Annotated in this window: 19 protein-coding genes and 1 pseudogene; 7 read left to right on the top strand and 13 right to left on the bottom strand. The window is 75.4% G+C overall.

From position 1 onward, the window contains the following. The first annotated feature begins 7 nt into the window (after positions 1 to 7). Complete coding sequence (locus KPL60_RS20825; RefSeq protein WP_226366887.1) at positions 8 to 1,450, top strand: cytosine permease; 1,443 nt, start codon at positions 8 to 10, stop codon at positions 1,448 to 1,450. Then, positions 1,447 to 2,364 (top strand): PfkB family carbohydrate kinase, encoded by a 918-nt coding sequence (locus KPL60_RS20820; RefSeq protein ID WP_226366886.1) that lies wholly within the window; start codon positions 1,447 to 1,449, stop codon positions 2,362 to 2,364. The genes KPL60_RS20825 and KPL60_RS20820 overlap by 4 nt, the downstream gene beginning before the upstream one ends. Before the next feature lie 582 nt (positions 2,365 to 2,946). Here the strand turns inward: KPL60_RS20820 and KPL60_RS20815 are convergent. From KPL60_RS20815 to KPL60_RS20770, 10 genes and pseudogenes are all read right to left on the bottom strand, one after another. Next, positions 2,947 to 3,432 carry a hypothetical protein gene (locus KPL60_RS20815; RefSeq protein ID WP_226366885.1) on the bottom strand — a complete coding sequence of 162 codons (486 nt, stop codon included), beginning with the start codon at positions 3,430 to 3,432 and terminating at the stop codon, positions 2,947 to 2,949. A 288-nt stretch (positions 3,433 to 3,720) separates the two neighbouring features. Then, positions 3,721 to 4,578 (bottom strand): alpha/beta fold hydrolase, encoded by an 858-nt coding sequence (locus KPL60_RS20810; RefSeq protein ID WP_226355450.1) that lies wholly within the window; start codon positions 4,576 to 4,578, stop codon positions 3,721 to 3,723. After that, positions 4,575 to 5,228 carry an isochorismatase family protein gene (locus KPL60_RS20805; protein WP_226366884.1) on the bottom strand — a complete coding sequence of 218 codons (654 nt, stop codon included), beginning with the start codon at positions 5,226 to 5,228 and terminating at the stop codon, positions 4,575 to 4,577. The genes KPL60_RS20810 and KPL60_RS20805 overlap by 4 nt, the downstream gene beginning before the upstream one ends. 167 nt (positions 5,229 to 5,395) lie before the next feature. Further along, a pseudogene (locus tag KPL60_RS20800) lies at positions 5,396 to 5,869 on the bottom strand ((2Fe-2S)-binding protein); the annotation flags it as partial. Further along, positions 5,866 to 8,220, bottom strand: coding sequence for a xanthine dehydrogenase family protein molybdopterin-binding subunit (locus tag KPL60_RS20795; RefSeq protein WP_226366883.1), 2,355 nt, complete (start codon positions 8,218 to 8,220; stop codon positions 5,866 to 5,868). The pseudogene KPL60_RS20800 and the gene KPL60_RS20795, both read right to left, overlap by 4 nt. Beyond that, positions 8,213 to 8,998 carry a xanthine dehydrogenase family protein subunit M gene (locus KPL60_RS20790; protein ID WP_226366882.1) on the bottom strand — a complete coding sequence of 262 codons (786 nt, stop codon included), beginning with the start codon at positions 8,996 to 8,998 and terminating at the stop codon, positions 8,213 to 8,215. Before KPL60_RS20790 ends, KPL60_RS20795 begins: the two co-directional genes overlap by 8 nt. Continuing rightward, entirely contained in the window at positions 8,995 to 10,401 is a 1,407-nt protein-coding gene (locus tag KPL60_RS20785; RefSeq protein ID WP_226366881.1) for an MFS transporter, read from the bottom strand. The genes KPL60_RS20790 and KPL60_RS20785 overlap by 4 nt, the downstream gene beginning before the upstream one ends. Before the next feature lie 12 nt (positions 10,402 to 10,413). Beyond that, complete coding sequence (locus tag KPL60_RS20780) at positions 10,414 to 11,682, bottom strand: FAD-dependent monooxygenase (protein ID WP_226366880.1); 1,269 nt, start codon at positions 11,680 to 11,682, stop codon at positions 10,414 to 10,416. Between the two features lie 137 nt (positions 11,683 to 11,819). Beyond that, complete coding sequence (locus KPL60_RS20775; protein ID WP_226366879.1) at positions 11,820 to 12,320, bottom strand: MarR family winged helix-turn-helix transcriptional regulator; 501 nt, start codon at positions 12,318 to 12,320, stop codon at positions 11,820 to 11,822. An 88-nt stretch (positions 12,321 to 12,408) separates the two neighbouring features. After that, complete coding sequence (locus KPL60_RS20770; RefSeq protein WP_226355458.1) at positions 12,409 to 12,987, bottom strand: TetR/AcrR family transcriptional regulator; 579 nt, start codon at positions 12,985 to 12,987, stop codon at positions 12,409 to 12,411. A gap of 176 nt (positions 12,988 to 13,163) precedes the next feature. On the opposite strand from KPL60_RS20770, the gene KPL60_RS20765 reads away from it, so the two are divergent. Further along, positions 13,164 to 14,105: an SDR family NAD(P)-dependent oxidoreductase gene (locus KPL60_RS20765; protein ID WP_226366878.1), complete on the top strand. Its 942-nt coding sequence runs from the start codon at positions 13,164 to 13,166 to the stop codon at positions 14,103 to 14,105. Positions 14,106 to 14,169: 64 nt separating this feature from the next. Here the strand turns inward: KPL60_RS20765 and KPL60_RS20760 are convergent, their stop codons facing one another. Next, positions 14,170 to 15,822 (bottom strand): glycoside hydrolase family 13 protein, encoded by a 1,653-nt coding sequence (locus tag KPL60_RS20760; protein ID WP_226355460.1) that lies wholly within the window; start codon positions 15,820 to 15,822, stop codon positions 14,170 to 14,172. Between the two features lie 93 nt (positions 15,823 to 15,915). On the opposite strand from KPL60_RS20760, the gene KPL60_RS20755 reads away from it, so the two are divergent. Continuing rightward, positions 15,916 to 16,920: a LacI family DNA-binding transcriptional regulator gene (locus KPL60_RS20755; RefSeq protein WP_226355461.1), complete on the top strand. Its 1,005-nt coding sequence runs from the start codon at positions 15,916 to 15,918 to the stop codon at positions 16,918 to 16,920. Here the strand turns inward: KPL60_RS20755 and KPL60_RS20750 are convergent. Continuing rightward, on the bottom strand, positions 16,913 to 18,985 hold the full coding sequence (locus tag KPL60_RS20750; RefSeq protein WP_226366877.1) for a copper-translocating P-type ATPase: 2,073 nt from the start codon (positions 18,983 to 18,985) through the stop codon (positions 16,913 to 16,915). The two genes, KPL60_RS20755 and KPL60_RS20750, sit on opposite strands and share 8 nt — an antisense overlap. Positions 18,986 to 19,111: 126 nt before the next feature. Here KPL60_RS20750 and KPL60_RS20745 point away from each other — a divergent pair, with 126 nt between their 5' ends. Genes KPL60_RS20745 through KPL60_RS20735 form a run of 3 tightly spaced genes read left to right on the top strand, consistent with a single transcriptional unit; the run spans position 19,112 to position 20,116 of the window. Further along, entirely contained in the window at positions 19,112 to 19,330 is a 219-nt protein-coding gene (locus KPL60_RS20745) for a hypothetical protein (RefSeq protein WP_145983253.1), read from the top strand. A 17-nt stretch (positions 19,331 to 19,347) separates the two neighbouring features. Continuing rightward, positions 19,348 to 19,716, top strand: a complete 369-nt coding sequence (locus KPL60_RS20740; protein WP_226366876.1) for a cupin domain-containing protein — start codon at positions 19,348 to 19,350, stop codon at positions 19,714 to 19,716. Beyond that, positions 19,700 to 20,116, top strand: coding sequence for an META domain-containing protein (locus KPL60_RS20735; protein WP_226366875.1), 417 nt, complete (start codon positions 19,700 to 19,702; stop codon positions 20,114 to 20,116). The genes KPL60_RS20740 and KPL60_RS20735 overlap by 17 nt, the downstream gene beginning before the upstream one ends. A 31-nt stretch (positions 20,117 to 20,147) precedes the next feature. Here KPL60_RS20735 and KPL60_RS20730 read toward each other — a convergent pair whose 3' ends face one another. Beyond that, positions 20,148 to 21,011, bottom strand: coding sequence for a helix-turn-helix transcriptional regulator (locus KPL60_RS20730; RefSeq protein ID WP_226366874.1), 864 nt, complete (start codon positions 21,009 to 21,011; stop codon positions 20,148 to 20,150). Between the last annotated feature and the right edge of the window lie 22 nt (positions 21,012 to 21,033).

Genomic DNA, 21,033 nt, shown 5'->3' with positions numbered 1-21,033 from the left:
GGCCGCCATGGCCACCAGCACGACCGACACCGGCACCGCCGGGAACGGGACGCTCGAGACCCGGGGCATCGAGCCCGTCCCGGTCGCCGAGCGGCACGGCCGCCCGGGCCAGCTCTTCTGGGTCTGGTTCGCCGCCAACATCTCCATCCTCGGCCTCCCGCTCGGCGCGACGCTGGTCGCGTCCGGGCTCAACATCACCCAGGCCGTGCTCGCCGCGGTGCTCGGCAGCGTCGGGTCGTTCGCGATCGTCGGCGCGGTGTCGATCGCCGGTCGGCGCGGCGGGGCGCCCGGCCTGACCCTGTCGCGCGCGGTGTTCGGCGCCCGCGGCAACATCGGCCCGACCCTGGTGTCGCTGCTGTCGCGGCTGGGCTGGGAGACGGTGAACACCACCACGGCCGCGTTCGCGCTGCTGTCGCTGGTCACGATCGTCGCGGGCACCAGCCCGTCGGCGAAGGACCACCCGGTGATCACGATCGTCTGCATCGCGGTGTTCGTGCTGTGCACGGTGCTCGTCGCCGGGCTGGGGCACGCGGTGCTCGTGGCGGTGCAGCGCTGGGCGACCTGGGTGTTCGGTGCGCTGAACATCGTCGTCGGCGGGTTCCTGGTCGCGACCGTCGACTGGGCCGCGGTCGCCGCGGCCGCCCCCGCGCCGTCGGGTGCGGTCGTCGCCGCGGTCGGGGTGATCGCGGCCGGCACCGGGATCGGCTGGGCCAACGCCTCGGCCGACATGTCCCGCTACCAGTCCCCGTCGGTGCGGGCCGGTTCCCTGGTCGCCTCGGCCGCGGCCGGTGCGGGCATCCCGCTGGTCCTGCTCATCTCGCTGGGCAGCCTGCTCGCCGCCGGGGACCCGACCCTGGCCACCGCCGACGACCCGGTCGCCGCGATCCGCGACCTGCTCCCCGCGTGGATGGCGATCCCGTACCTGGTCGCCGCGTTCGGCGGGCTGCTGCTGTCCAACCACCTGTCGGTCTACTCGGCCGGGCTGACCACCCTGACCCTGGGCGTGCGGCTGCCGCGGGTGTACGCCGTCGTCGTCGACGTGCTGGTGACCTTCGCCGGCGCGATCTACTTCATGCTGATCGCCGACGGGTTCTACCCGCCGTTCATCGCCTTCATCAGCGCCCTCGCGGTCCCGATCACCGCCTGGGTCGGGGTGTTCGCCGTCGACATGCTGCGTCGCCGCCACTACGACCCGGTGGCCCTGATGGACACCTCGCGCAGCAGCGGCTACTGGTACCGCGGCGGGATCGAGCCGCGGGCGACGGCGGCCTGGGCGCTGGCGATCGTCGTCGGCTACCTGTTCGCCACCGTCGGGCCGTCGGCCGAGCCGTGGTTCACCGGGCCGCTGGCCGGCACCTGGTTCGGCGAGAACGGGCTGGCCTGGGTGATCACCTTCGTCGTCGCCGCCGGGGTGTACGCCGCGCTGGGCGGGGCCCGGGAGCAGCGGTGACCGGCCGGCTCGTCCACTCCGGACAGGTCCTGGTCGACCTGGTCATGCGGGTGCCCGCGCTGCCCCCGCCCGGCGGCGACGTGCTCGCCACCGGCACCACGATGCTGCCCGGCGGCGGGTTCAACGTCGTCGCCGCGGCCGCCCGGGCCGGGGCCGAGGTCCTCTACGCCGGCGGGCACGGCACCGGTCCGCACGGTGACCTCGTGCGGGCCGCGCTGGCCGCGGAGGGTGTCACGGCGACCGCGCCGCCCGATCCCTGCGGCGACACCGGCATCTGCGTGACCCTGGTCGACCCGTCCGGGGAGCGGACCTTCGTCACCGGCAGCGGGGTCGAGACCGCGGCACCCGCCGGGCTCCCGGAGACCACCGCCGACGACGTGCTCTACGTCTCCGGCTACAGCCTGCTCGTCCCGGACAAGGCCGCGTCGCTGGTCGCCGCGGCCGAGGAGTCCTCGGCGACGGTCCTGCTCGATCCCGGGCCCCTGGTCACGGACGTGCCGGACACGCTGTGGGAGCGGATGCTCGCCGCCACCGGGGTGCTGAGCACCAACGCGCGGGAGGCGCGGCTGCTCACCGGCGAGCCGACCGCGGCGCGTGCCGCCGGGGCGCTGGCCCGGCGGCTGCGCGACGACGCGGCCGTGGTCGTCCGCGACGGTGCCGCGGGCTGCGTGGTCGTCCGCGACGGGGTGGTGGAGACCGTCCCGGCGCCGGTGGTGGACGCTGTCGACACCAACGGGGCCGGGGACGCCCACTGCGGGGTCCTGGCCGCGGAGCTGCTGCGCGGCACCGGGTGGTCCGAGGCGGTCGCGCGGGCCGGTGCGGCCGCGGCGCTCGCGGTCACCCGGTACGGGCCGGCCACCGCGCCGACCCGCGCGGAGCTCGACGCGTTCCTCGCCGGGGCCGCCGCGGGGTGACGGTGCGCTCCGACGGGCGAGCTGCGCTCCGTCGGGCTGGCTGCGCTCCGTCGGGCAGGGCGCGCCTCGTCGGCAAGGAGCTCCGTCGGTAAGGAGCTCCGTCGGCAGGGCGCGCCCGTCGGCACGGTGCGGGCCGCCGGTCGGCGCGGGGTCGTCGCTCCATGATCGGCAAGAGTGGAGCGCGGAGGCCGGTGGACTGCGCTCCGGACTCCAAACTCGGCGATCATCGTCTGATGCTTCCCGGGCGGGCGGGGGGCCGGCGCGGGCCCGTCGGGCCGGGCGGGCGGCTGTGGGGTCGTCGCTCGATGATCGCCGTGTGTGGATGCACAGGACGGCGGACTGCACTCCCGACTCCACTCCTGGCGATCATGGACGGGGCCGCCGGTCGAGGTGCCGGGTCGACGAGGTGCCGGGCCGATGGGGTGCCGGGCCTACGAGGTACCGGGTCCGTGCGTGCGGCGGCCCACTCGCCGTCCACTGCCGGCGCGGCTCCACCGGTTCGTGATCACCGGTTGTGGAGCGCAGAGGTCGTCGAGCGCACTCCTGGCTCCACAACCGGTGATCATGGACGGACAGGGGCCCTCAGGTCCCGGCGCCGGCGGCCGTCGCCATGCCCTGGGCGGTCTCCTGGACCGCGCGGAAGGCCGGGCCGCAGACGGCGGCGTCGCCCTCGGCGAGGGTGCCCGGGTCGGCCTGGCAGCCCTTCGCGGCGAAGTCGTCCAGCGCCTTCCCGACGAGGTCGGCCTGCGCGGCCGCGGCGGGTGCGTCCTGGCGGACCTGGGGCAGGGCGTTGCGGATCTCGGTGGTGAACCGGCCGCAGCGCGGGAAGACCTTCGCCGGGTCGCTCGACCAGCAGGGGTCCTGGGCGTAGAAGCGGAACTTGGTCCGCAGCGCCTCCAGCCCCTGGGCGCCGACGCGCTCCGAGGCGGTCTGTCCCGGCCAGGGCTGGGTGTCCTTCGTCGACGAGGCGGCGGGGCGGTCGGCGGAGCAGCCGGCGAGGAGCAGGGCGGCCACCAGCAGGGTGGCCGCCCGCAGCAGGGAGGTGGTCGGGCGCGGGCACGGTTGCACACCGCGACGGTAGGCCCGTCCGATCCGCCCCGCCGCTCCGGCCCGGCGGCCCGGGTCGTCGAACGGCTCCGGCCGACCCCGTGGCAGCCGGACCAGCACCAGCGGCTCGGTACCGGCGGCCCGGTACCAGTGGCCCGGTACCAGTGGCCCGGTACCAGTGGCCCGGTACCAGTGGCCCGATACCGGCGGCCCGGCACCGGCGGCCCGGTACCAGTGGCCCGGCACCGGCGGCCCGGGAACGGTGTCCCCCGGACCGGTGCCCGGGGGAGCGGTCGGCCCCGGATCGGGTCAGCCCCGGGCCGGGCCGCCCAGCGCCCCGCGCAGCAGCTCCAGCGCCTCGGCCGGGTTGTCCCAGAACACCATGTGCCCGGCGTCCGGGACGGCGACGAGCCGCGCGTCGGGCCGGGCGGCGGCGATCTCGGCGACTCCGGACGCGGGCACGACGGGGGAGTCCGCGCCGTACAGCAGGGTCACCGGCGCCGGGACGTGCGGCCACGCGTCGAAGAAGTCCTCGGACTCGAACCCGGCGTGCGTCGCGGCGATCGCGGACTCGTCGCAGGAGGACAGCCAGCGCGCACGCAGCTCCTGCTCGCGGCGTGGCCAGCGCGGCCAGGACCGGGCCACCCCGTCGGCGTCGGTGCCGCGCTGCGCCTCGTGCAGCTGACCCAGGAACGCCTCCAGCGTCGTCGGGTACGGCGCGCGGCCGGGGCCGGACAGCGGCGGGTCGACGAGCACGGCGCCGCCGACCGGCCGTCGCGTCGCGGCGACGGCGGCGATCCGGGCACCCATCGAGTGCCCGAACAGGATGGTGTCGGGGCCGAGGTCCAGCGCGTCGAGGACGGCCAGTGCGTCGCCGGCGTAGTCGTCGAGGGTCCACGAGTCCCCGGTGTCGGACAGCCCGCGGCCGCGGACGTCGAGCACCACCGGGCGGCACAGGTCGACGAGCTCGCGGGCGACGAAGTCCATCGTCACCGCGGGGCTGGTGATGCCGGGCAGGACCAGGACGGGGGCGCCGTCGCCGCCGTAGTCGAGGGCGTGCAGCGCCAGGTCGCCGTGCCGGACCCAGCGGGACACGGCGGGGACGTCGGCGAGGTCGGCGAGCGCGTCCTGGCGGACCTGCCGGACCAGGGTGGACGTGACGGTCACAGGAGTCCCTTCAGGTAGGCGAGCGCGTCGTCGAGACCGAGCACGTCGCCGTACTTCGCGTGGATGTCGAACAGGTTCGCCTCGTGCGGCCCGGCCGCGCGGTCGCCGACGCAGTCGCGCGGCACCAGCACGCCGAAGCCGGACTGGACGGCGTCGACGGCGGTCGCGCGGACGCAGCCCGAGGTGGTGGCCCCGCACACGAGCACGGTGTCCACACCGGACGACCGCAGCAGGGTCGCGAGCCCGGTGTCGAAGAACGCCGACGCGCCCTTCTTGGTGAGGGTGTGGTCGGTGCCGCGGACGTCGAGCCGGGGGTCGAAGCCGACGGCGGCCGAGCCCTCGACGAGCGAGCGCATGCCGGGCGCCTTCACCAGCCAGGGCAGGGTGTCGAGCTCGGCGGGGGTGTAGGCGATCGTCGTCCACACCACCGGCGCGCCGAGCATGCGGGCCGCCTCGACCAGCGTCGAGGTCGCCGCGACGACCTCGGACAGCTCGCTGCCGGTGGGCAGCGCGGGGTCGGTGAACCCGACCGTCAGGTCCACGACGACGACCGCGGGCCGGGTCCCGCGCCGGGCGGCGGCGCCGAACCCGGCGGTCGCGTAGGTCGCGTCGGTACCGGCCCCGTGCAGACCGGTGGGGTGCGGGCTCATGCGGATGCTCCGTCCAGTGCGGACTGCGGGGCGGACTGCGGGGCGGACTGCGGGGCGGACTGCGGGGCGGACTGCGGGGCGGACTGCGGGGCGGACTGCGGGGCGGACTGCGCTGCGGGCTGCGCTGCGGACAGGGGAGCGGAGTCCAGTGCGGACTGCAGCGCGGCGCGGCGGCGGCCCGCGCAGTCCTCCACGGCGTCGACGATGGTCTGGTAGCCGGTGCACCGGCACAGGTTCGACGCCACGACCTCGCGGATCTCCTCGCGGCTCGCGTCGGGCTCCTCGGCGAGGTAGCCCTCGGCCAGCATCAGGAACCCGGGCGTGCAGAACCCGCACTGCAGCCCGTGGTGCTCACCGAAGCACTGCTGCAGGTCCGACAGCTCGCCGTCGGGACCGGACAGCGACTCGACCGTGCGGATCGCGGCGTTCTCCACCTGCACGGCGAACAGCAGGCAGGCGCGGGCGGGCGCGTCGTCGACGAGCACGGTGCACGCCCCGCAGATGCCGTGCTCACAGCCGACGTGGGTGCCGGTCAGCCCCAGGTCGTGGCGGAGCACGTCGGCCAGCGTGCGGCGCGGCGGGATCGCCAGCTCGTGACGCTCCCCGTTGACGGTCAGCTCGACCAGCTGGATGTCGGTCACGGTGCCTCCCGGTTCAGCGCGGCGAACAGGTCCGCGCGCGACAGTGGGGTGGAGTCCAGCTCGACGCCGGTGGGGCGCAGCGCGTCATTGACGGCGTTGAGCACGGCCGCGGGCGCGCCGATGGTGCCGCCTTCACCCGCACCCTTCGCGCCGTCGGCGGTGAACGCGCACGGCGTCTCGAGGTGCTCGATGCGCACGTCCGGGATCTCCGCGGCGGTCGGGACCTTGTACTCCATGAAGCTCGGCGCGAGGGGCTGGCCGAGCTCGTCGTAGACGACCTGCTCGAACAGCGCCCCGGCGATGCCCTGGGCGATGCCGCCGCGGGCCTGCCCCTCGACGACGCGCGGGTGGATGGCGACGCCGCAGTCCTCGACGCAGACGTAGCGCAGGATCTCCACGCCACCGGTGCCCGGGTCGAGCGCGACGACGCAGCCGTGGGTGGCGTTGGAGAACGTGCCGTCGCCGCCGACGTCGAAGCTCGCCGTCGCGGTCAGGCCCGGCCCGACCTCCTTGGGCAGCAGGTGCGCGCGCAGGTAGGCGACGTCGGCCAGCTCGGCGTAGGAGAACGTGCGGTCCCCGGCGCGCACCCCGCCGCGGCCGTCGAGCTCGGCCGAGTCCACGTCGGCGTCGGCCAGGTGGGCGGCCAGCGCACGCAGCTGGTCGCCCAGCTTCACCGCCGCCGCGGCCGCCGCGGACCCGCCGATCGTCACCGAGCGGGACGCGAACGAGCCCCAGCCGTAGGTGATCCGGTCGGTGTCGCCCTGGACGATCTTGACCTTGTCGTAGGGCAGGCCGAGCCGGTCGGCGACGATCTGGGCGAAGGTCGTCTCGTGGCTCTGGCCGTGCGACAGCGTGCCGGTGGTGACGGTGACCGTGCCGTCGAGGTCCATCGTGATCTGGGACAGGTCGAACCCGGGGACGACCTGCATCTTCCGTGCCGCGAACGCGCCGGAGCCGTAGCCGGTGCGCTCGGAGAAGCAGGAGTAGCCGATGCCCAGCACCCGGCCGTCGGGCAGGGTGCGCCCGGGCCAGCCCTCGTCGCGCAGCACCTGCTCACACAGGTCCAGCGACTCCCGGTAGGAGCCCGGGTCGTAGGTGATGGCGTTGACCCCGCGGTAGGGGAACTCGGTGATCAGGTTGCGCCGGCGGACCTCCAGCGCGTCGAGCCCGAGCTCGCGGGCGGCGCGCTCCATCAGCCGCTCCATCACCATCACGTACTGCGGCCGGGACACCCCGCGGTACGGCGCGGTCGGCGCCTTGTTCGTGGTGACCGCGCGCCCGCGCACCCGGTAGGCGGGGACCCGGTAGACGCCGGGCATCTCCGCCGAGGCCATCAGCGGCTCGATCCCGGCCGTGAACGGGTAGCAGGAGTAGGCGCCCATGTCGCAGACGACATCGGACTCCAGGGCGAGGATCTCCCCGTCGGCGGTGAACGCGGCGCGGGCGGTGTAGTGCTGCTCGCGGGCCAGGAAGCTCGCGGTCAGCGCCTCGCGCCGGTCCTCGATCCACTTCACCGGACGGCGGAGGCGCCGCGCGGCGGCCGCGGCGGCGATCTCCTCCCGGCCGACGACGCACTTCTGCCCGAACCCGCCGCCCATGTCCGGCACGACGACCCGGACCTGCTTCTCGTCGAGCCCGGCGCAGCGGGCCAGGACCGTGCGGACCTGGTGCGGGACCTGGGTGCAGGTGCGCACTACCAGCTGCTCGTCGCGGTCGTCCCAGTCGGCGACGACGCCGCGGGTCTCCAGCGGCAGCGCGTTCTGCCGCCCGGTGCGGGCCTCCACGGTGACCACCGTGTGCGCCTCGTCGAAGACGCCGTCGATGCCCTCGGTGGCGAACAGCGACACGTCGACGAGCACGTTGCCGGGGGCCTCGTCGTGCACCGGGGGACCGGCCGCGGCCAGCGCGGCGGCCTCGGTCACCACCGGGTCGAGCGGGTCGAGCTCGACGACGGCGGCCTCCACCCCGTCCTCGGCGGCGTAGGGGTCGGTGGCGATCACGATCGCGAGCGGCTCGCCGACGTAGCGGACCTTGTCGCCGGCCAGCACGGGCATCGAGGTGGGGACGAATTCCTCGACGGGCCGGTCGAGGAGCGCGGTGATGTCGCCGAGGGCGAGGTCGGCGGCGTCGAACGCGGCGACGACGCCGGGCACCTGCCGGACCTCGGACAGGTCGACGTCGACCACCCGGGCGTGCGCCTCGGTGCTGCGCACGAACGCCGCGTGCAGCATCCGGGGCAGGGTGATGTCGTCGACGAAGCGGCCGCGGCCGGTGAGCAGCCGCGGGTCCTCCCGGCGCGGGACGGACGCGCCGACCCAGCTGCCGTCGCGGCGGAATCCGGGCTCAGCCACGGGCGGCCTCCTCCCGGGCCCGGGCGACGAGGGTGCGGACCAGCCCGCGGCGGTATCCCGCGGGGATCCCGGCCTCGTCGCGCAGCTCCAGACCGTCGGCGACCTCGTCCGGCGTGCCGGCGTCGGGCACCAGCACCGGGACGGCGCCGACCCCGCCGAGCACGACCTCACCGGTGTCCAGGTCCGCCCCCGCCGCGACGACGGCGAAGTCGCCACGGCGGTCGGCGTACTCGGTGAGCGCCGCGCGCGGCGCGGGACGGGGGAAGACGATCTCCACGATCACCTCGTCGGGGTCCAGGGCGGTGGTGAACGGGCCGAGGAAGAACTCCCGGGCCCGGACCTCACGGCGTCCGCCCGGCCCCTCGGCGACGACCACGGCGTCGAGCAGCACGGCCAGCAGGCACCACTCGGCGGTGGCGTCGCCGTGCGCGATCGACCCGCCGACGGTGCCGCGGGTGCGGATCGGCAGGTGCCCGACCCAGCGCATCGCGGCCGGCAGGACCGCGAAGTCCGGCCCGAGGTCGGCCCGCTCGACGGCCCGGTGGGTGGTGAGCGCGCCGATCCGGAGCGCCCCGTCGGCGTGGTGGATGCCGGCCAGGCCCGGCACGTGCGTGAGGTCGATCAGGTGCCCGGGTCGGGCCATCCGGTAGTTCATCATCGCGACCAGGCTCTGCCCGCCGGCGAGCAGCTTGGGCTCGTCGTCGGCCAGCTCGGTCAGCAGGTCGACCGCCCCGCGCACCGACGACGCCCGGTGGTAGGTGAACGCGGCGGGCTTCACGCCTTCTCCACCCGCTCCACGGCCGGCGCGTCGAGCGTCTGTTCGTCGCCGGTGATGCGGTCCAGCTCGCGACCCCGCGTCTCGGGGGCGCCGAGCGCCATGAAGGTCACGGCGGCGAAGACCAGCAGCGCCATCAGCGTGAAGGTCAGCGGCAGGCCGAGCACCGGCCACAGCAGGCTGCCGAAGATCAGCGGGACGAACCCGGTGACCGCCCGGCTCGACGACGACGCCCAGCCGAAGCCCGAGGCCCGCAGCTCGGTCGGGTAGAGCTCGGAGACGTAGGCGTACATGACCGGGATGACGACCAGGGCGAAGAAGCCGAACACCGCGATCATCGCGACCGCCGCCGTCGGCGAGCCCATGACCAGCGAGAACACGACCAGCGACAGCGCGGCGCACGGACCGGCGACGCCGATGACCCACTTGCGGCCGACGACCTCGACCAGCAGCACCGAGGTGATGACACCGAGGATGCCGACCGCGTTCATGACGGTGGTGGAGGCGAATGCGGCGACCTCGCCCATGCCCTGGGCGCGCAGGATCGACGGCATCCAGGACAGCGCGGCGTAGTAGACGACCATGACGGTGATGAACAGCGACCAGGCGACGCCGGTGATGCGCGGGCTGAACGCCCACACCATCTTCAGCTGCTCGCCCAGCGCGCCGAGACCGCGGCGGCGCGAGGTGGTCGGCTCCGGTGCGGCGGCGGTGATCGCGTACTGCTCCACCGGGGCTCCGGTGCGGCGGACCATGTCGTCGATAACGGTGCGGGCCTCGGCCTCGCGGCCGGTGCGGGCCAGGTAGATCGGGGACTCCGGGACACCGCGGCGAATCCAGAACAGCAGCAGCGCGGGCAGCACCATCAGCGCGAGCATCCAGCGCCAGTTGCCCTCGACCGGCACGAGCAGCGTCGCCGAGAGCCCGGCGAGGGTGGTGCCGATCGGCCACCAGCCGTCCATCGCGGCGAGCACCTTGCCCCGGTACTTCCGGGGTGAGAACTCGCTGACGATCGCGTAGTCGACCGGGATGCAGCCGCCGAGCCCGATGCCGGCCAGGAAGCGCAGCGCCAGGAAGATCTCCCAGCTGGGGGAGAAGGCGCCGAGCACCGAGAACAGGGCGAAGATCAGCAGGGTGATGCTGAAGACCCGCTTGCGGCCCATCCGGTCGGCGATCGTGCCGAACGCGACGGCGCCGACGGCCATGCCGATGAGGTTGGCCGTCGCGACGAGGCCGCGCTGGCCGGTCGAGAGGTCGAACTCGACGCCGAGCAGCGGGGTGAGGAAGCCGTTGAGGGCGACGTCCCAGGCGTCGAACATGTAGCCGAGGCCGCCGATGAGGAAGATCTTCCCCTGGACGCCCCAGCGCCAGGGCAGGTCCTGGACGACCTGGTCTCCGGTACGCATGTCGGTGCTCCTCTATCGGGCGAAGGGGTAGGTGACGGACTCGTCGTCCGGGTCGTTCAGCGGGGAGCCCCGCCACAGCCAGTCGTACGACACGTCGGACTCGCCCTGGAAGCGGCGCAGCTTCTCGTCGCGTTCGCGCTGCTCGGGGCCGTCGGGCAGGTGGTAGAAGTCCATGTTCTGCAGCGAGGCGTCCTGCACGACGCCCGCGTGCTTGGCGCGGCGCTGCACGTAGCGGGCGAGCGCGGTGTCGATCCCGCCGCGGCCGACCGCGCCGAGCTCCTCGGCCAGCACGGCGGCGTCCTCCATCGCCTGGGAGGCGCCCTGGGCCTGGTAGGGGAGCATCGCGTGGCAGGCGTCGCCGAGCAGGGCGACCCGGCCGTCGATCCAGACCGGGTCGCGGCGGCGGCGGTAGAGCGCCCACACCGAGACGTCGTCCTTGGCCTTGGACAGCATCGCCGGAACGCGGTCGTCCCAGTCGGCGAAGTCGGCGACGAGGTCCTCGGCGGTCGCCGGGGCGCTCCAGTCGCGCTCGACCTGCTCGGTGCAGGGGACGATCGCGACGACGTTGAGGTACTCGCCGCGGCGGATCATGTAGTGCACCAGGTGCTTGCCGGGGCCGTACCAGATCGTGGAGTGGTAGCGGTCGAGCAGGAACCGGGTCGCCGGGTCCGCGGCGATCAGCTCGCCGGGGATCAGGGCGCGGTAGGCCATCTCGCCGGAGAAGACGAGGGTGTCGTCGAACCCGGCGAGGTCGCGGACACCGGACCGGATGCCGTCCGCGCCGACCAGCACGTCGCCCGCGACGCGCAGCCCGCGCGCGGTGACCGCGACCGGGCGCTCCGGGTCGGTGCGGTCGAGCTCGACGACCTTCGCGTCGGTGTGCACGGTGACCGCGGGGCCGGGGCCGTCCGCGTCGAGGCAGGCCTCGAGCAGGATCCGGTGCAGGTCGGCGCGGTGGTAGTGCCAGTACGGGGCGCCGTAGGTGTCGACGACCTGCTGCCCGAGCGGGAGCTGGGCGATGATCGAGCCGTCGGCCCAGCGGCGGCGCACCTGGTCCTGCGGGGCGGTGTGGATCCGCTCCAGCGACCGGCGCAGCCCCAGGCCGAACAGGATCCGGCTGGCGTTGGGGGCGGTCTGGATGCCGGCACCGACCTCGCCGAGCTGCGGCGCGGCCTCCAGCACGGTGGCCCGGAAGCCCTGACGGCGCAGGGCCAGTGCGGCGGTCAGCCCGCCGAGACCGCCGCCCGTGACCGTGATCTCCAGGGACTGGCTGGGTGCCACGACTACCTCCTCGCGTCCGCCGGGCCTGTGACGTGGCCCGCACGAGAAGTAATCCGAGCACGTACTATCCGGATACGCAAGGTTTTCGTGCGAACGACCCGGAAGGGAAACCGGGACGTAACCCGGGCGGCCGGGACTCAGTCGTTGTCGGGCAACGACGTCCGCTCCGCGACCGCCTCCCAGTGGGCGCCGAGGGTGTTGAGCAGACCGGCGATCTCCGAGCGCCGGTCCTCGGGCACCGCGGCCAGCAGCTCCGCGTCCAGGCGCCGGGTCCGGCGGGTGACCTCGGCGAGGGCGGCCGCGCCGTCGTCGGTGAGGGAGAGGATCTTGCGCCGGGCGTCGCGGGGGGACTCGGTGCGCTCGATCAGCCCGCGGCGCTCCATCCGGCGGCAGACGTCGGCCATCGTCGAGGTGTCCAGGGCGACGGCGCCGGCCAGCGAGCTCTGGTCGGACTCCGGGTAGGCACGGATCGCCGAGAGCACCGCGAACTGCGGACCGGTCAGCACCGGGTCGACGTGGCGGCTCCAGGCGGCGAGGTAGGCCTGGTACATCCGGCGCGCGCCGTAGCCGGGGGCGGCGACGAGGTCGGCCGGGGGAGCGGGTGCGACGCCTGTTCCGCGGCGCAACAGCTCACCCATCATGCCTCCGTGCTCGTCCGGGCCGGGGCCCTCGTCCGCGGGAGATCCTACGTGTCCGGACGATCACCCGGGGTGGCCGGGCCGGGGCTCAGCGCGGGCGCAGGCCGTCGACGAGCAGGTCCAGCAGGCGTCCGGCCTGCTCGCGGCCCTGCGGGTCGGCGACGGCCATGCAGATCCCGCTGGTGCCGACGAGCACGTCCGCGGCGTCGACGTCGTCACGCAGGGTGCCGTCGGCGATGCCCGCCTTCTGGAGCAGGCGGACCGCCTCGACCATCCGCTCGCGGCTCTGCGCGAACGGGTTGTGCCCGCAGGCGACGAGTGCGTGCAGCGAGTCCGCGAGGTGCTTCTTGGTGATCACGTAGTCGACGAAGCGGTCCATCCAGGCCCGCAGCGCCCGGTCCGCGGGCAGCTCGGTGCGCAGCTCCTCGGCCGCGGCGCAGAGGCGGTCGAGCTCGTTGCGGTACACGGCCTCGACCAGGGAGTCCCGGTTCGGGAAGTGCCGGTAGAGCGTGCCGATGCCGACGCCGGCGTCCTTCGCGATGCCGTCGAGGGTCGTGGCGGGGCCGCCACGGCTCTCCGCGGTGAACGCGCGCACGGCCGCGGCCAGCAGCAGCTCACGGTTGCGTGCGGCGTCCGCACGCAGGCCGGAACGTGTGCTGGTGCCCATGACGGTGCCTCCTCGGGTGGGACTGACGATCCCACGATACGTCTTGCGATCCGGAGGATGCTCCGGATAGAGTCCCGAGTCATACGGAGGATCCTCCGTTTACTTGTCCCCGGGGACACGGCGACGCAACGACGACGTCACCGACCGCGTACCCGGTGCTCAGAAGGGATCACGCCATGCTGTTCCGCTCCACGACCGACCGATCCCGTCCGCTGTCCACCACCGGCACCTCCCGTGCCGTCCTGCCGGCCGCACCGGCCGGGACCACCGCCTCCGACGTGCTCGCCGGCGTCGACCTCACCGGCCGGCGCGCCGTCGTCACCGGTGCGACCACCGGGGTCGGCCTCGCGGCCGCCCGCGCACTGGCCGCCGCCGGGGCCGAGGTCACCCTCGCCGTGCGCGACGCCGAGGCCGGTGCCGCCGCCCGCGACGGCATCGTCGCCGACACCGGCAACGAGCGCGTCGCCGTCGGCGAGCTCGACCTGTCCGACCAGCGCTCCATCGCCCGCTTCGTGCGCCTGTGGGACGGCCCGCTGCACATGCTCGTGCACGCCGCGGCCGTCACCGGTGCCCCGCTGACCCGCACCGTCGACGACTGGGAGCTGCACCTGGCCGTCAACCACCTCGGGCCGGCGTCGCTCACCTCGGGGCTGCACTGGGCGCTCACCGCGGTCGACGGCGCGCGGGTGGTCACCGTGACCTCCGCCGCCCACCGGGACGCGGCGTTCGACCCGGAGGACCCGCACTTCTCCGACGAGCGCTACGACGCCCACCTCGCCCACGCCCGGTCCCGCAGCGCGGCGCTGCTGCACGCGGTCGAGGCCGCGCGCCGCTGGTCGGGCGACGGGATCGCGGTGAACGCCGCCGACCCCGGCCCGGTGGGGACCGACCCCGAGCAGGGGGCCGCCACGGTCGTGCTGGCCGCGGCGTCGCCGCTGGTCGGGGGGATCAGCGGGCGCTACTTCGCCGGGCTCGCGGAGGCGGGACCGGCCGGGCCGGGCGTGGCGGGCGGGGTCGCCACGCACGCGCTCGACCCGGTCGCGGCACGGCGGGTCTGGCGCTGGACCGAGCGCACGCTGCGCGAGGTCTGGTTCGCCGGGCTGCCGATCGTGGCCTGAGCCGCCGGCGGCCGGACCGGGCGTCCGCCCGGCCCGGCCGTCGCGGACCGGCCGGTGGCGCCGGTCAGTGACGCAGCCACACCGCGGTGTCGGCGGGGACCTCGCCGCGGGCGGTGAGCGGGCCGCTGGACAGCATCACCTCGGCGTCCTCGGGCAGCGACACCGGCGCCGAGGAGACGTTCACCAGGCAGGTGAAGCCGCCGTCGCCGGAGTCCGAGGTGCGGGCCAGCGCCAGCGTGCCCTCCGGCGACTCCTGCCAGGTCAGCGCGCCGCCGCCGAGCGCGGGGTGCGCGCGGCGGATCGCCAGGGCGTCCCGGTAGAGGTGCAGCACCGAGTCCGGGTCGGCCTCCTGCACGTCGGCCGCGTGCCGGGCGAACACGTCGGGCTGCGGCAGCCACGGCGTCCCGGACGGGCCGAACCCGAAGCCGGGCTCGCCCGCGGCCCAGGGCAGCGGGACGCGGCAGCCGTCGCGGCCGCGCAGCGTGTGCCCGGACAGCTCCCAGGTCGGGTCGTCGAGACGGTCGGTCGGGATGTCCTCGACCTCGGGCAGCCCGAGCTCCTCGCCCTGGTACAGGTACGCGGTGCCGGGCAGCGCGAGCATCAGCAGCGTCGCCGCGCGAGCCCGGCGCAGGCCGAGCTCGGGGTCGGCGGGCAGGGCGATCACGTCGTCGAGGTTCCAGCCGCGCCCGGCCTCGGGCTTGCGGGCCAGCCGGCTCGGGTGCCGGCAGACGTCGTGGTTGGACAGCACCCAGGTCGCCGGCGCGCCGACCCGGGTGTTCTCGGCGATCGCGTCGTCGATGTTGGCGCGCAGGTCGTCGGCCAGCCAGGCCGCGGTGAGGAAGTTGAAGCTGAACGCGGTCTGCAGCTCGTCCGGGCGCAGGTAGCGGGCCAGGCGCTGCGGGTCCGGCACCCAGGCCTCGGCGACGAACACCCGCGGCGGGTCGTAGGTGTCGCCGATCCGGCGCCACGACCGGAAGATGTCGTGCACGCCGTCGCGGTCGAGGTAGGGGTGGCCGCCGTCCTGGGCGTCGTTGACGCCCTTCACGATGTCGGGCAGCCCGGGCTCCTTCACCATCGAGTTCGCGACGTCGACGCGGAACCCGTCCACGCCCCGGTCGAACCAGAAGCGCAGGGTCTCCTCGAAGTCGGCGCGGACCTCCGGGTGCTCCCAGTTCACGTCCGGCTGCCGGATGTCGAACAGGTGCAGGTACCACTGCTCCGGCGTCCCGTCGGGGGAGACGACCCGTTCCCACGCGGGCCCGCCGAACATCGACTCCCAGTTGTTCGGCGGGAGCTCACCGCTCTCGCCGCGGCCGTCACGGAAGAGGTAGCGCTCGCGCTCGGGCGAGCCGGGGCCCGCGGCCAGCGCCTGCCGGAACCACACGTGCTCGTCGGAGTGGTGGTTCGGGACGATGTCGAGCAGCACCCGGATGTCGCGCGCGTGCGCCTCGGCGATCAGGGCCTCGGCCTGCGCGGTGTCGCCGAACATCGGGTTGATCGCGCGGTAGTCGGCCACGTCGTAGCCGCCGTCGGCCAGCGGCGACGGGTACCAGGGGTTGATCCAGATCGCGTCGACGCCCAGGCGGGCGAGATGGTCGAGCCTGCTGCGCAGACCGGCGAGGTCACCGGTCCCGTCGCCGTTCCCGTCGGCGAAGCTGCGGATGTAGACCTGGTAGACGACGGCGTTGCGCCACCAGTCCTGCTCGTGCACGGACATGATGCTCCCGGGTACGGATCGTGGGGCGGGGCGGTGTTGCAGAGTGTTTCATCCGGTTGCAACCGCTGTCGAGGCGCGGGCACGATGACCCCCGTGACGGACGAGCCGGTGCGCGAGGTCGTACGCCGGGTGGGTGTCCGGCGGGTCGCCGAACTCGCCGGGGTCTCCCCGGCGACGGTGTCGCGCGCCCTGCGCGAGGGCACCCCCGTCTCGCACGACACCCGCGAACGCGTACGCCGGGCGGCGGCCTCCCTCGGCTACTCCGTCCCCGTCCGGCCGCTGACCGTCGCCGTGCTCGCCCGCTTCCCGACCCGCTGGTTCTTCGCCGAGGCCGTCGCCGGGGTGGAGGGCGTGCTGTCCGCGGCCGGGCACGTCACCCAGCTCCACAACCTCGGCGACCCGGACGCGCGGGCGCACTTCTTCGCGACGCTGCCGGTGCGCGGGCGCGCCGACGGGCTGATCGTCGTCGCCTCGGCGATCGACACCACCGAGGCCGCGGCGCTGGACGCGCTGGGGATCCCGGTCGTCGTGCTCGGCGGGGACATGCCGGGACGGCCGCGGATCGGCATCGACGACCGCGCCGGTGCCCGGACCGCCGTCCGGCACCTGCTCGGGCTCGGCCACCGCGGCGTCGCGCTGGTGTCGTTCGACCCCGACGAGGCCAACGGCCGCGCCACGACGACCGACCGGCGCGACGGCTGGGCCGACGCGCACGCCGAGGCCGGGCGGCCCCGCGGCCCCGTCGTCGCCACGGGGGCCGGGGTGACCGACGGCGACGCCGCGGCCGCCGAGCTGCTCTCCCTCCCGGTGATGCCGACCGCGGTGTTCGCGATGTCCGACGAGCTCGCCGTCGGCGTGCTGCGCACCCTGCGCCGCGCCGGCGTGACGGTGCCGGGCCAGGTGTCGGTGGTCGGGTTCGACGACCACGACTCGGCCGCCGTCGCCGAGCTCACCACGGTCGCCCAGCCGGTCCGCCGCCAGGGCGAGCTCGCCGCCCGGGCACTGCTCGCCGCACTGGGCGGGGACGTCCCCGGCGACGTCGAGGTCCCGACCCGGCTGGTGGTCCGGGCGACGACGGCGCCACCCCGGGTCAGCTGACCAGCCGGTCCGGGCGCAGCTCCACCCGGCGCAGCAGCTGCGCGTTGAGCGCGACGACGACCGTGGACAGGCTCATCAGCAGCGCGCCGACCGCGGGCGGGAGCACGAACCCGACCGGGGCGAGCACCCCGGCCGCGAGCGGCACCGAGACCAGGTTGTAGCCGGCCGCCCACCACAGGTTCTGCAGCATCTTCCGGTACCCGGCGCGGGACAGCGCGATCACCGACAGCACCCCGCGCGGGTCGGAGGAGGCGAGGACGACCCCGGCCGAGGCGACGGCGACGTCGGTGCCGGCCCCGATCGCGATCCCGACGTCGGCCCGGGCCAGCGCCGGGGCGTCGTTCACGCCGTCGCCGACCATCGCGACGACCGCGCCGCGGCCCTGGAGCCGGGCCACCGCCTCGTCCTTGCCCTCGGGCAGCACCTCGGCGACCACCTCGTCGACGCCCAGGTCGCGGGCGACCGCCTCGGCCACCGGGCGCGCGTCACCGGTGAGCATCACGACCCGTACACCGCGGGCGTGCAGGGCGTCCACCGCGGCCCGGGACTCCGGGCGGACCGCGTCGGCGAGGGCGAGCGCGCCCACCACCTCGCCGGGATCCGCACCGGCCACCACGTACAGCACGGTGGCGCCGTCGTCGCTCCACCGGCGCACGTCGCCGGTCAGCTCGGCGGGCACGTCGAGATCACGCTCGCGCAGCAGCGCCGGACCCCCGACGGAGACCGGCCGCCCGTCGACGGTGGCGGACACCCCGCGTCCGGTGTGCGAGCGGAACCCGTGTGCGGCCGGGACGGCCCGCCCGTCCGCCGCGGCGACGACGGCGCGGGCCAGCGGGTGCTCGCTGTCGGCCTCGACGGCGGCGGCCAGGGCCAGGGTGTCCGTAGCGCCCGCGGTCCCGACGACCCGCGGGCTGCCGGTGGTGAGCGTGCCGGTCTTGTCGAACAGCACGGTGTCGACGGTGCGGGTGCGCTCCAGCGCGAGCCGGTCGGTGACCAGCACCCCGGAGCGTGCCGCGCGGGCCGTCGAGATCGCGATGACCAGCGGGATCGCCAGCCCGAGCGCGTGCGGGCAGGCGATGACGAGCACGGTGACGGTGCGGGTGACCGCCTGCGCGGTGTCGCCGAGCAGCGTCCATGCGGCGAAGGTCGCCACCCCGGCACCCGCGGCGAACCAGAACAGCAGCGCCGCCGCGCGGTCGGCGAGTGCCTGGGCCCGGGAGCGAGAACCCTGCGCGCTCTTCACCAGGCGGCGGATGCCCGACAGCGCCGTGTCCTCGCCGACGGCGTCGACCCGGACCCGCAGCGCCGAGTCGGTGGCGACGGTGCCCGCCACCACCCGGTCGCCGGTACCGCGCGGGACCGGCCGGGACTCGCCGGTGATCATCGACTCGTCCACCTCGGCGGCACCGTCGACGACCGTGCCGTCGGCGGGCACCCGGGCGCCCGACCGGACCAGCACGACGTCGCCGACGGTCAGGTCGGCCGGTGCGACCGTGCCGACCGTGCCGTCGGCGCCGACCCGCTCGGCGGTGTCGGGCAGCAGCGCGGCCAGCGCGTCGAGGGCCCCGGACGCCTGCCCGAGCGCACGCATCTCGAGCCAGTGCCCGAGCAGCATGATCACGACCAGCAGCGCCAGCTCCCACCAGAAGTCCAGCCCGCCGACGCCGAGCGAGCTCAGCATGCTCGCCACCCACGCCACGCCCACGGCCATGCCGATGAGCAGCATCATCCCGGGCCGGCGCGCCCGGATCTCGGCGACGGCGCCGGACAGGAACGGCCACCCCGGCCAGAAGAGGATCACGGTGCCGAGCACCGGGGGGATCCACGCCGACCACGCCGGGGGCGAGTACCCGAGCAGCATCCCGGTCATCGCGCTGAACCCGACGACGGGGACGGCGAGCACCAGCGCGACGACGAACCGGTCCCGGAACACCGCCGCGTGGCCCGCATGCCCGTGTCCCGTGTGGCCGCCGTGTCCGGCGTGGCCGCTGTGGGTCCCGGGGGCGCCGCCGGGGTGCGTCCCGTGCTCCTGCGGGGCGGAGGCCGCCCGTGGCCCGTCGTGCATCGTCTACCTCCCGACGTCGTGGACGCCCGCTGCAGCGCATATACCCCCCCAGGGTATTCCCGGTCGACGGGCCGCGCGGGGTACCGTCGTGGTCGTCCCGCGGGGACACCACGGGAGGTGGTCGGCGTGGTCCGGGTCGAGGGGCACTGGCGCAACCGCAGCTGGGTCGCCGCGCACTACCGGCACCCGATGCGGCCCGGTGCCGACCAGACGGTGCTCGTCCTGCCGCACGCCCGGACGGTGTGCATCGACCTGTCCGCGCACGGCGGACCGTTCCCCGCCGAGCCGGTGGACGGGCGCCCCGCACCGGCGCTGCCCGCACCCCGGCCGCCCGCCGAGCGCTGAGGCGGCAGGATGGTGCCGTGCCGAAGCTGATCGAGAACGCCAGCCGGGTCACCGCCGCCGGGACCCCGCCGAAGACCATCGACGAGTACGTCGGGCGGGTGAACTCCGGCGACGGCCGGGTCTCGGTCGCCCACATGCGCAGCCCGTCGGGCTGGGCCGAGCCCGGCCAGACCCCGGAGTTCGACGAGTACACCCTGGTCCTGCGCGGCGCGCTGCGGGTCGAGTTCGACGGCGGGGAGCTCGACGTCGCCGCCGGGCAGGCCGTGCACACCGCGCCGGGGGAGTGGGTGCGCTACAGCTCGCCCGGCCCCGACGGCGCGGAGTACGTGGCCGTCTGCCTGCCCGCCTTCGAGATCGGTGCCGCCCACCGTGACGACGAGCAGTAGGTTCCTGGCCCCCGCGCTGCTCGCGGCGCTGGTCCTGGCCGGCTGCGGTGCGCAGGCCGGGGCCGGCGGGGCCGGCGCCCCCGGGCCGCGGGCCGCCGTCGCCGCCGACCTCACCGGCGTGCGCTGGCTGCCCGCCGACGGCGCCGCGCAGGGCCGGGCGTTCGCCGAGTTCGCCCCGGACGGCACCTGGACCGGCTCGGACGGCTGCAACGGGCAGGGTGGCGACTGGACCCTCGACGGTGACGGCGGGCTGCGCGCGACGGCGGGCCCGAGCACCGAGATCGCCTGCGAGAACGTGCCGGTCGCCCGCTGGGTCTCCGAGGCCGTCCACGCCGAGGCCGACGGGCCGGACCTGCTCCTGCACGGAACCGCGGGCGCCCCCGTCCGGCTGGTGCGCTGACCGGGGCCCGGCGCGGTCGGGACCGGGCCGGTCAGGGCCGGGGCGGGGCGACCGGCGCGGCCACCTCCTGGGTGCCCAGCACCCGCAGCAGGGCCAGCGCGTCGGCGTCGGGTGAGCCGGGGGTGGCGGAGTAGACGAGCAGGCGCTGGTCGTCGTCGTCGATGCGCAGCAGCACGCAGTCCAGGGTGAGCGCGCCGAGCGCGGGGTGGGCGAAGGTCTTGCGGTCGTCGAGGTGCTCGACGACGGTGCGCTCCTCCCACAGCGACGCGAGCCGGGGGCTGCCGCGGCGCAGCCGGTCCACCAGCGCGGCCAGCTCCGGGTCGCCGGGATGGCGGGCCAGCGCCGCGCGGGCGTCGGACACCAGGGCGAGGTCGCGGCGGTCCCGCTCGTCGTCGTCGGCGACGACGACCCGGTCGGCCCTGTCGAGGAAGTGCTGCACCCACAGGTTGCGCCGCTCCTCCGGCAGCGCGGACAGATCGCCCAGCAGCGCCGTCGCGGGCGGGCTCCAGGCCAGGACGTCCATCCGGGCGTTCAGCAGCACCGCGGGCAGGTCGGAGAACCGGTCCAGCAGCCGCAGCACCGCGGGGCGCACCGAGCGGCCGATCCGGCCCGGCCCCGGCGGGGCGGCCCCGGCCAGCCGGTACAGGTGCTCGGCCTCGGCCCGGTCCAGGCGCAGCGCCCGGGACAGCGCGCCGAGCACCGACTCCGACGGATGCGCGCCCCGGCCCTGCTCGATCCGCGTCAGGTGGTCGACGCCCGCCCCGGCGAGCGCGGCGACCTCCTCCCGGCGCAGGCCCGGCGTCCGGCGACGGGAGCCCGCGGGCAGCCCGACGTCGGCCGGGCGCAGCCGCTCCCGCCACGTCCGCAGCACCCGTCCCAGCTCCGTACGGTCCACGGCTCCAGGATGCCCGCGCCGG

The sequence above is a fragment of the Pseudonocardia sp. ICBG162 genome (genome assembly GCF_020496225.1).
In the GTDB taxonomy this organism is placed as follows: domain Bacteria; phylum Actinomycetota; class Actinomycetes; order Mycobacteriales; family Pseudonocardiaceae; genus Pseudonocardia; species Pseudonocardia alni.
This window is presented reverse-complemented; position numbering and strand designations above follow the sequence as displayed.

Excerpts from the sequence above, each read along its gene's own strand:
- KPL60_RS20760 (WP_226355460.1), bottom strand. The coding sequence starts at position 15,822 with ATGTCCGTGCACGAGCAGGACTGGTGGCGCAACGCCGTCGTCTACCAG.
- KPL60_RS20785 (WP_226366881.1), bottom strand. The coding sequence starts at position 10,401 with ATGCGTACCGGAGACCAGGTCGTCCAGGACCTGCCCTGGCGCTGGGGC.
- KPL60_RS20770 (WP_226355458.1), bottom strand. The coding sequence starts at position 12,987 with ATGGGCACCAGCACACGTTCCGGCCTGCGTGCGGACGCCGCACGCAAC.
- KPL60_RS20765 (WP_226366878.1), top strand. The coding sequence starts at position 13,164 with ATGCTGTTCCGCTCCACGACCGACCGATCCCGTCCGCTGTCCACCACC.
- KPL60_RS20750 (WP_226366877.1), bottom strand. The coding sequence starts at position 18,985 with ATGCACGACGGGCCACGGGCGGCCTCCGCCCCGCAGGAGCACGGGACG.
- KPL60_RS20805 (WP_226366884.1), bottom strand. The coding sequence starts at position 5,228 with ATGAGCCCGCACCCCACCGGTCTGCACGGGGCCGGTACCGACGCGACC.
- KPL60_RS20825 (WP_226366887.1), top strand. The coding sequence starts at position 8 with ATGGCCACCAGCACGACCGACACCGGCACCGCCGGGAACGGGACGCTC.
- KPL60_RS20775 (WP_226366879.1), bottom strand. The coding sequence starts at position 12,320 with ATGGGTGAGCTGTTGCGCCGCGGAACAGGCGTCGCACCCGCTCCCCCG.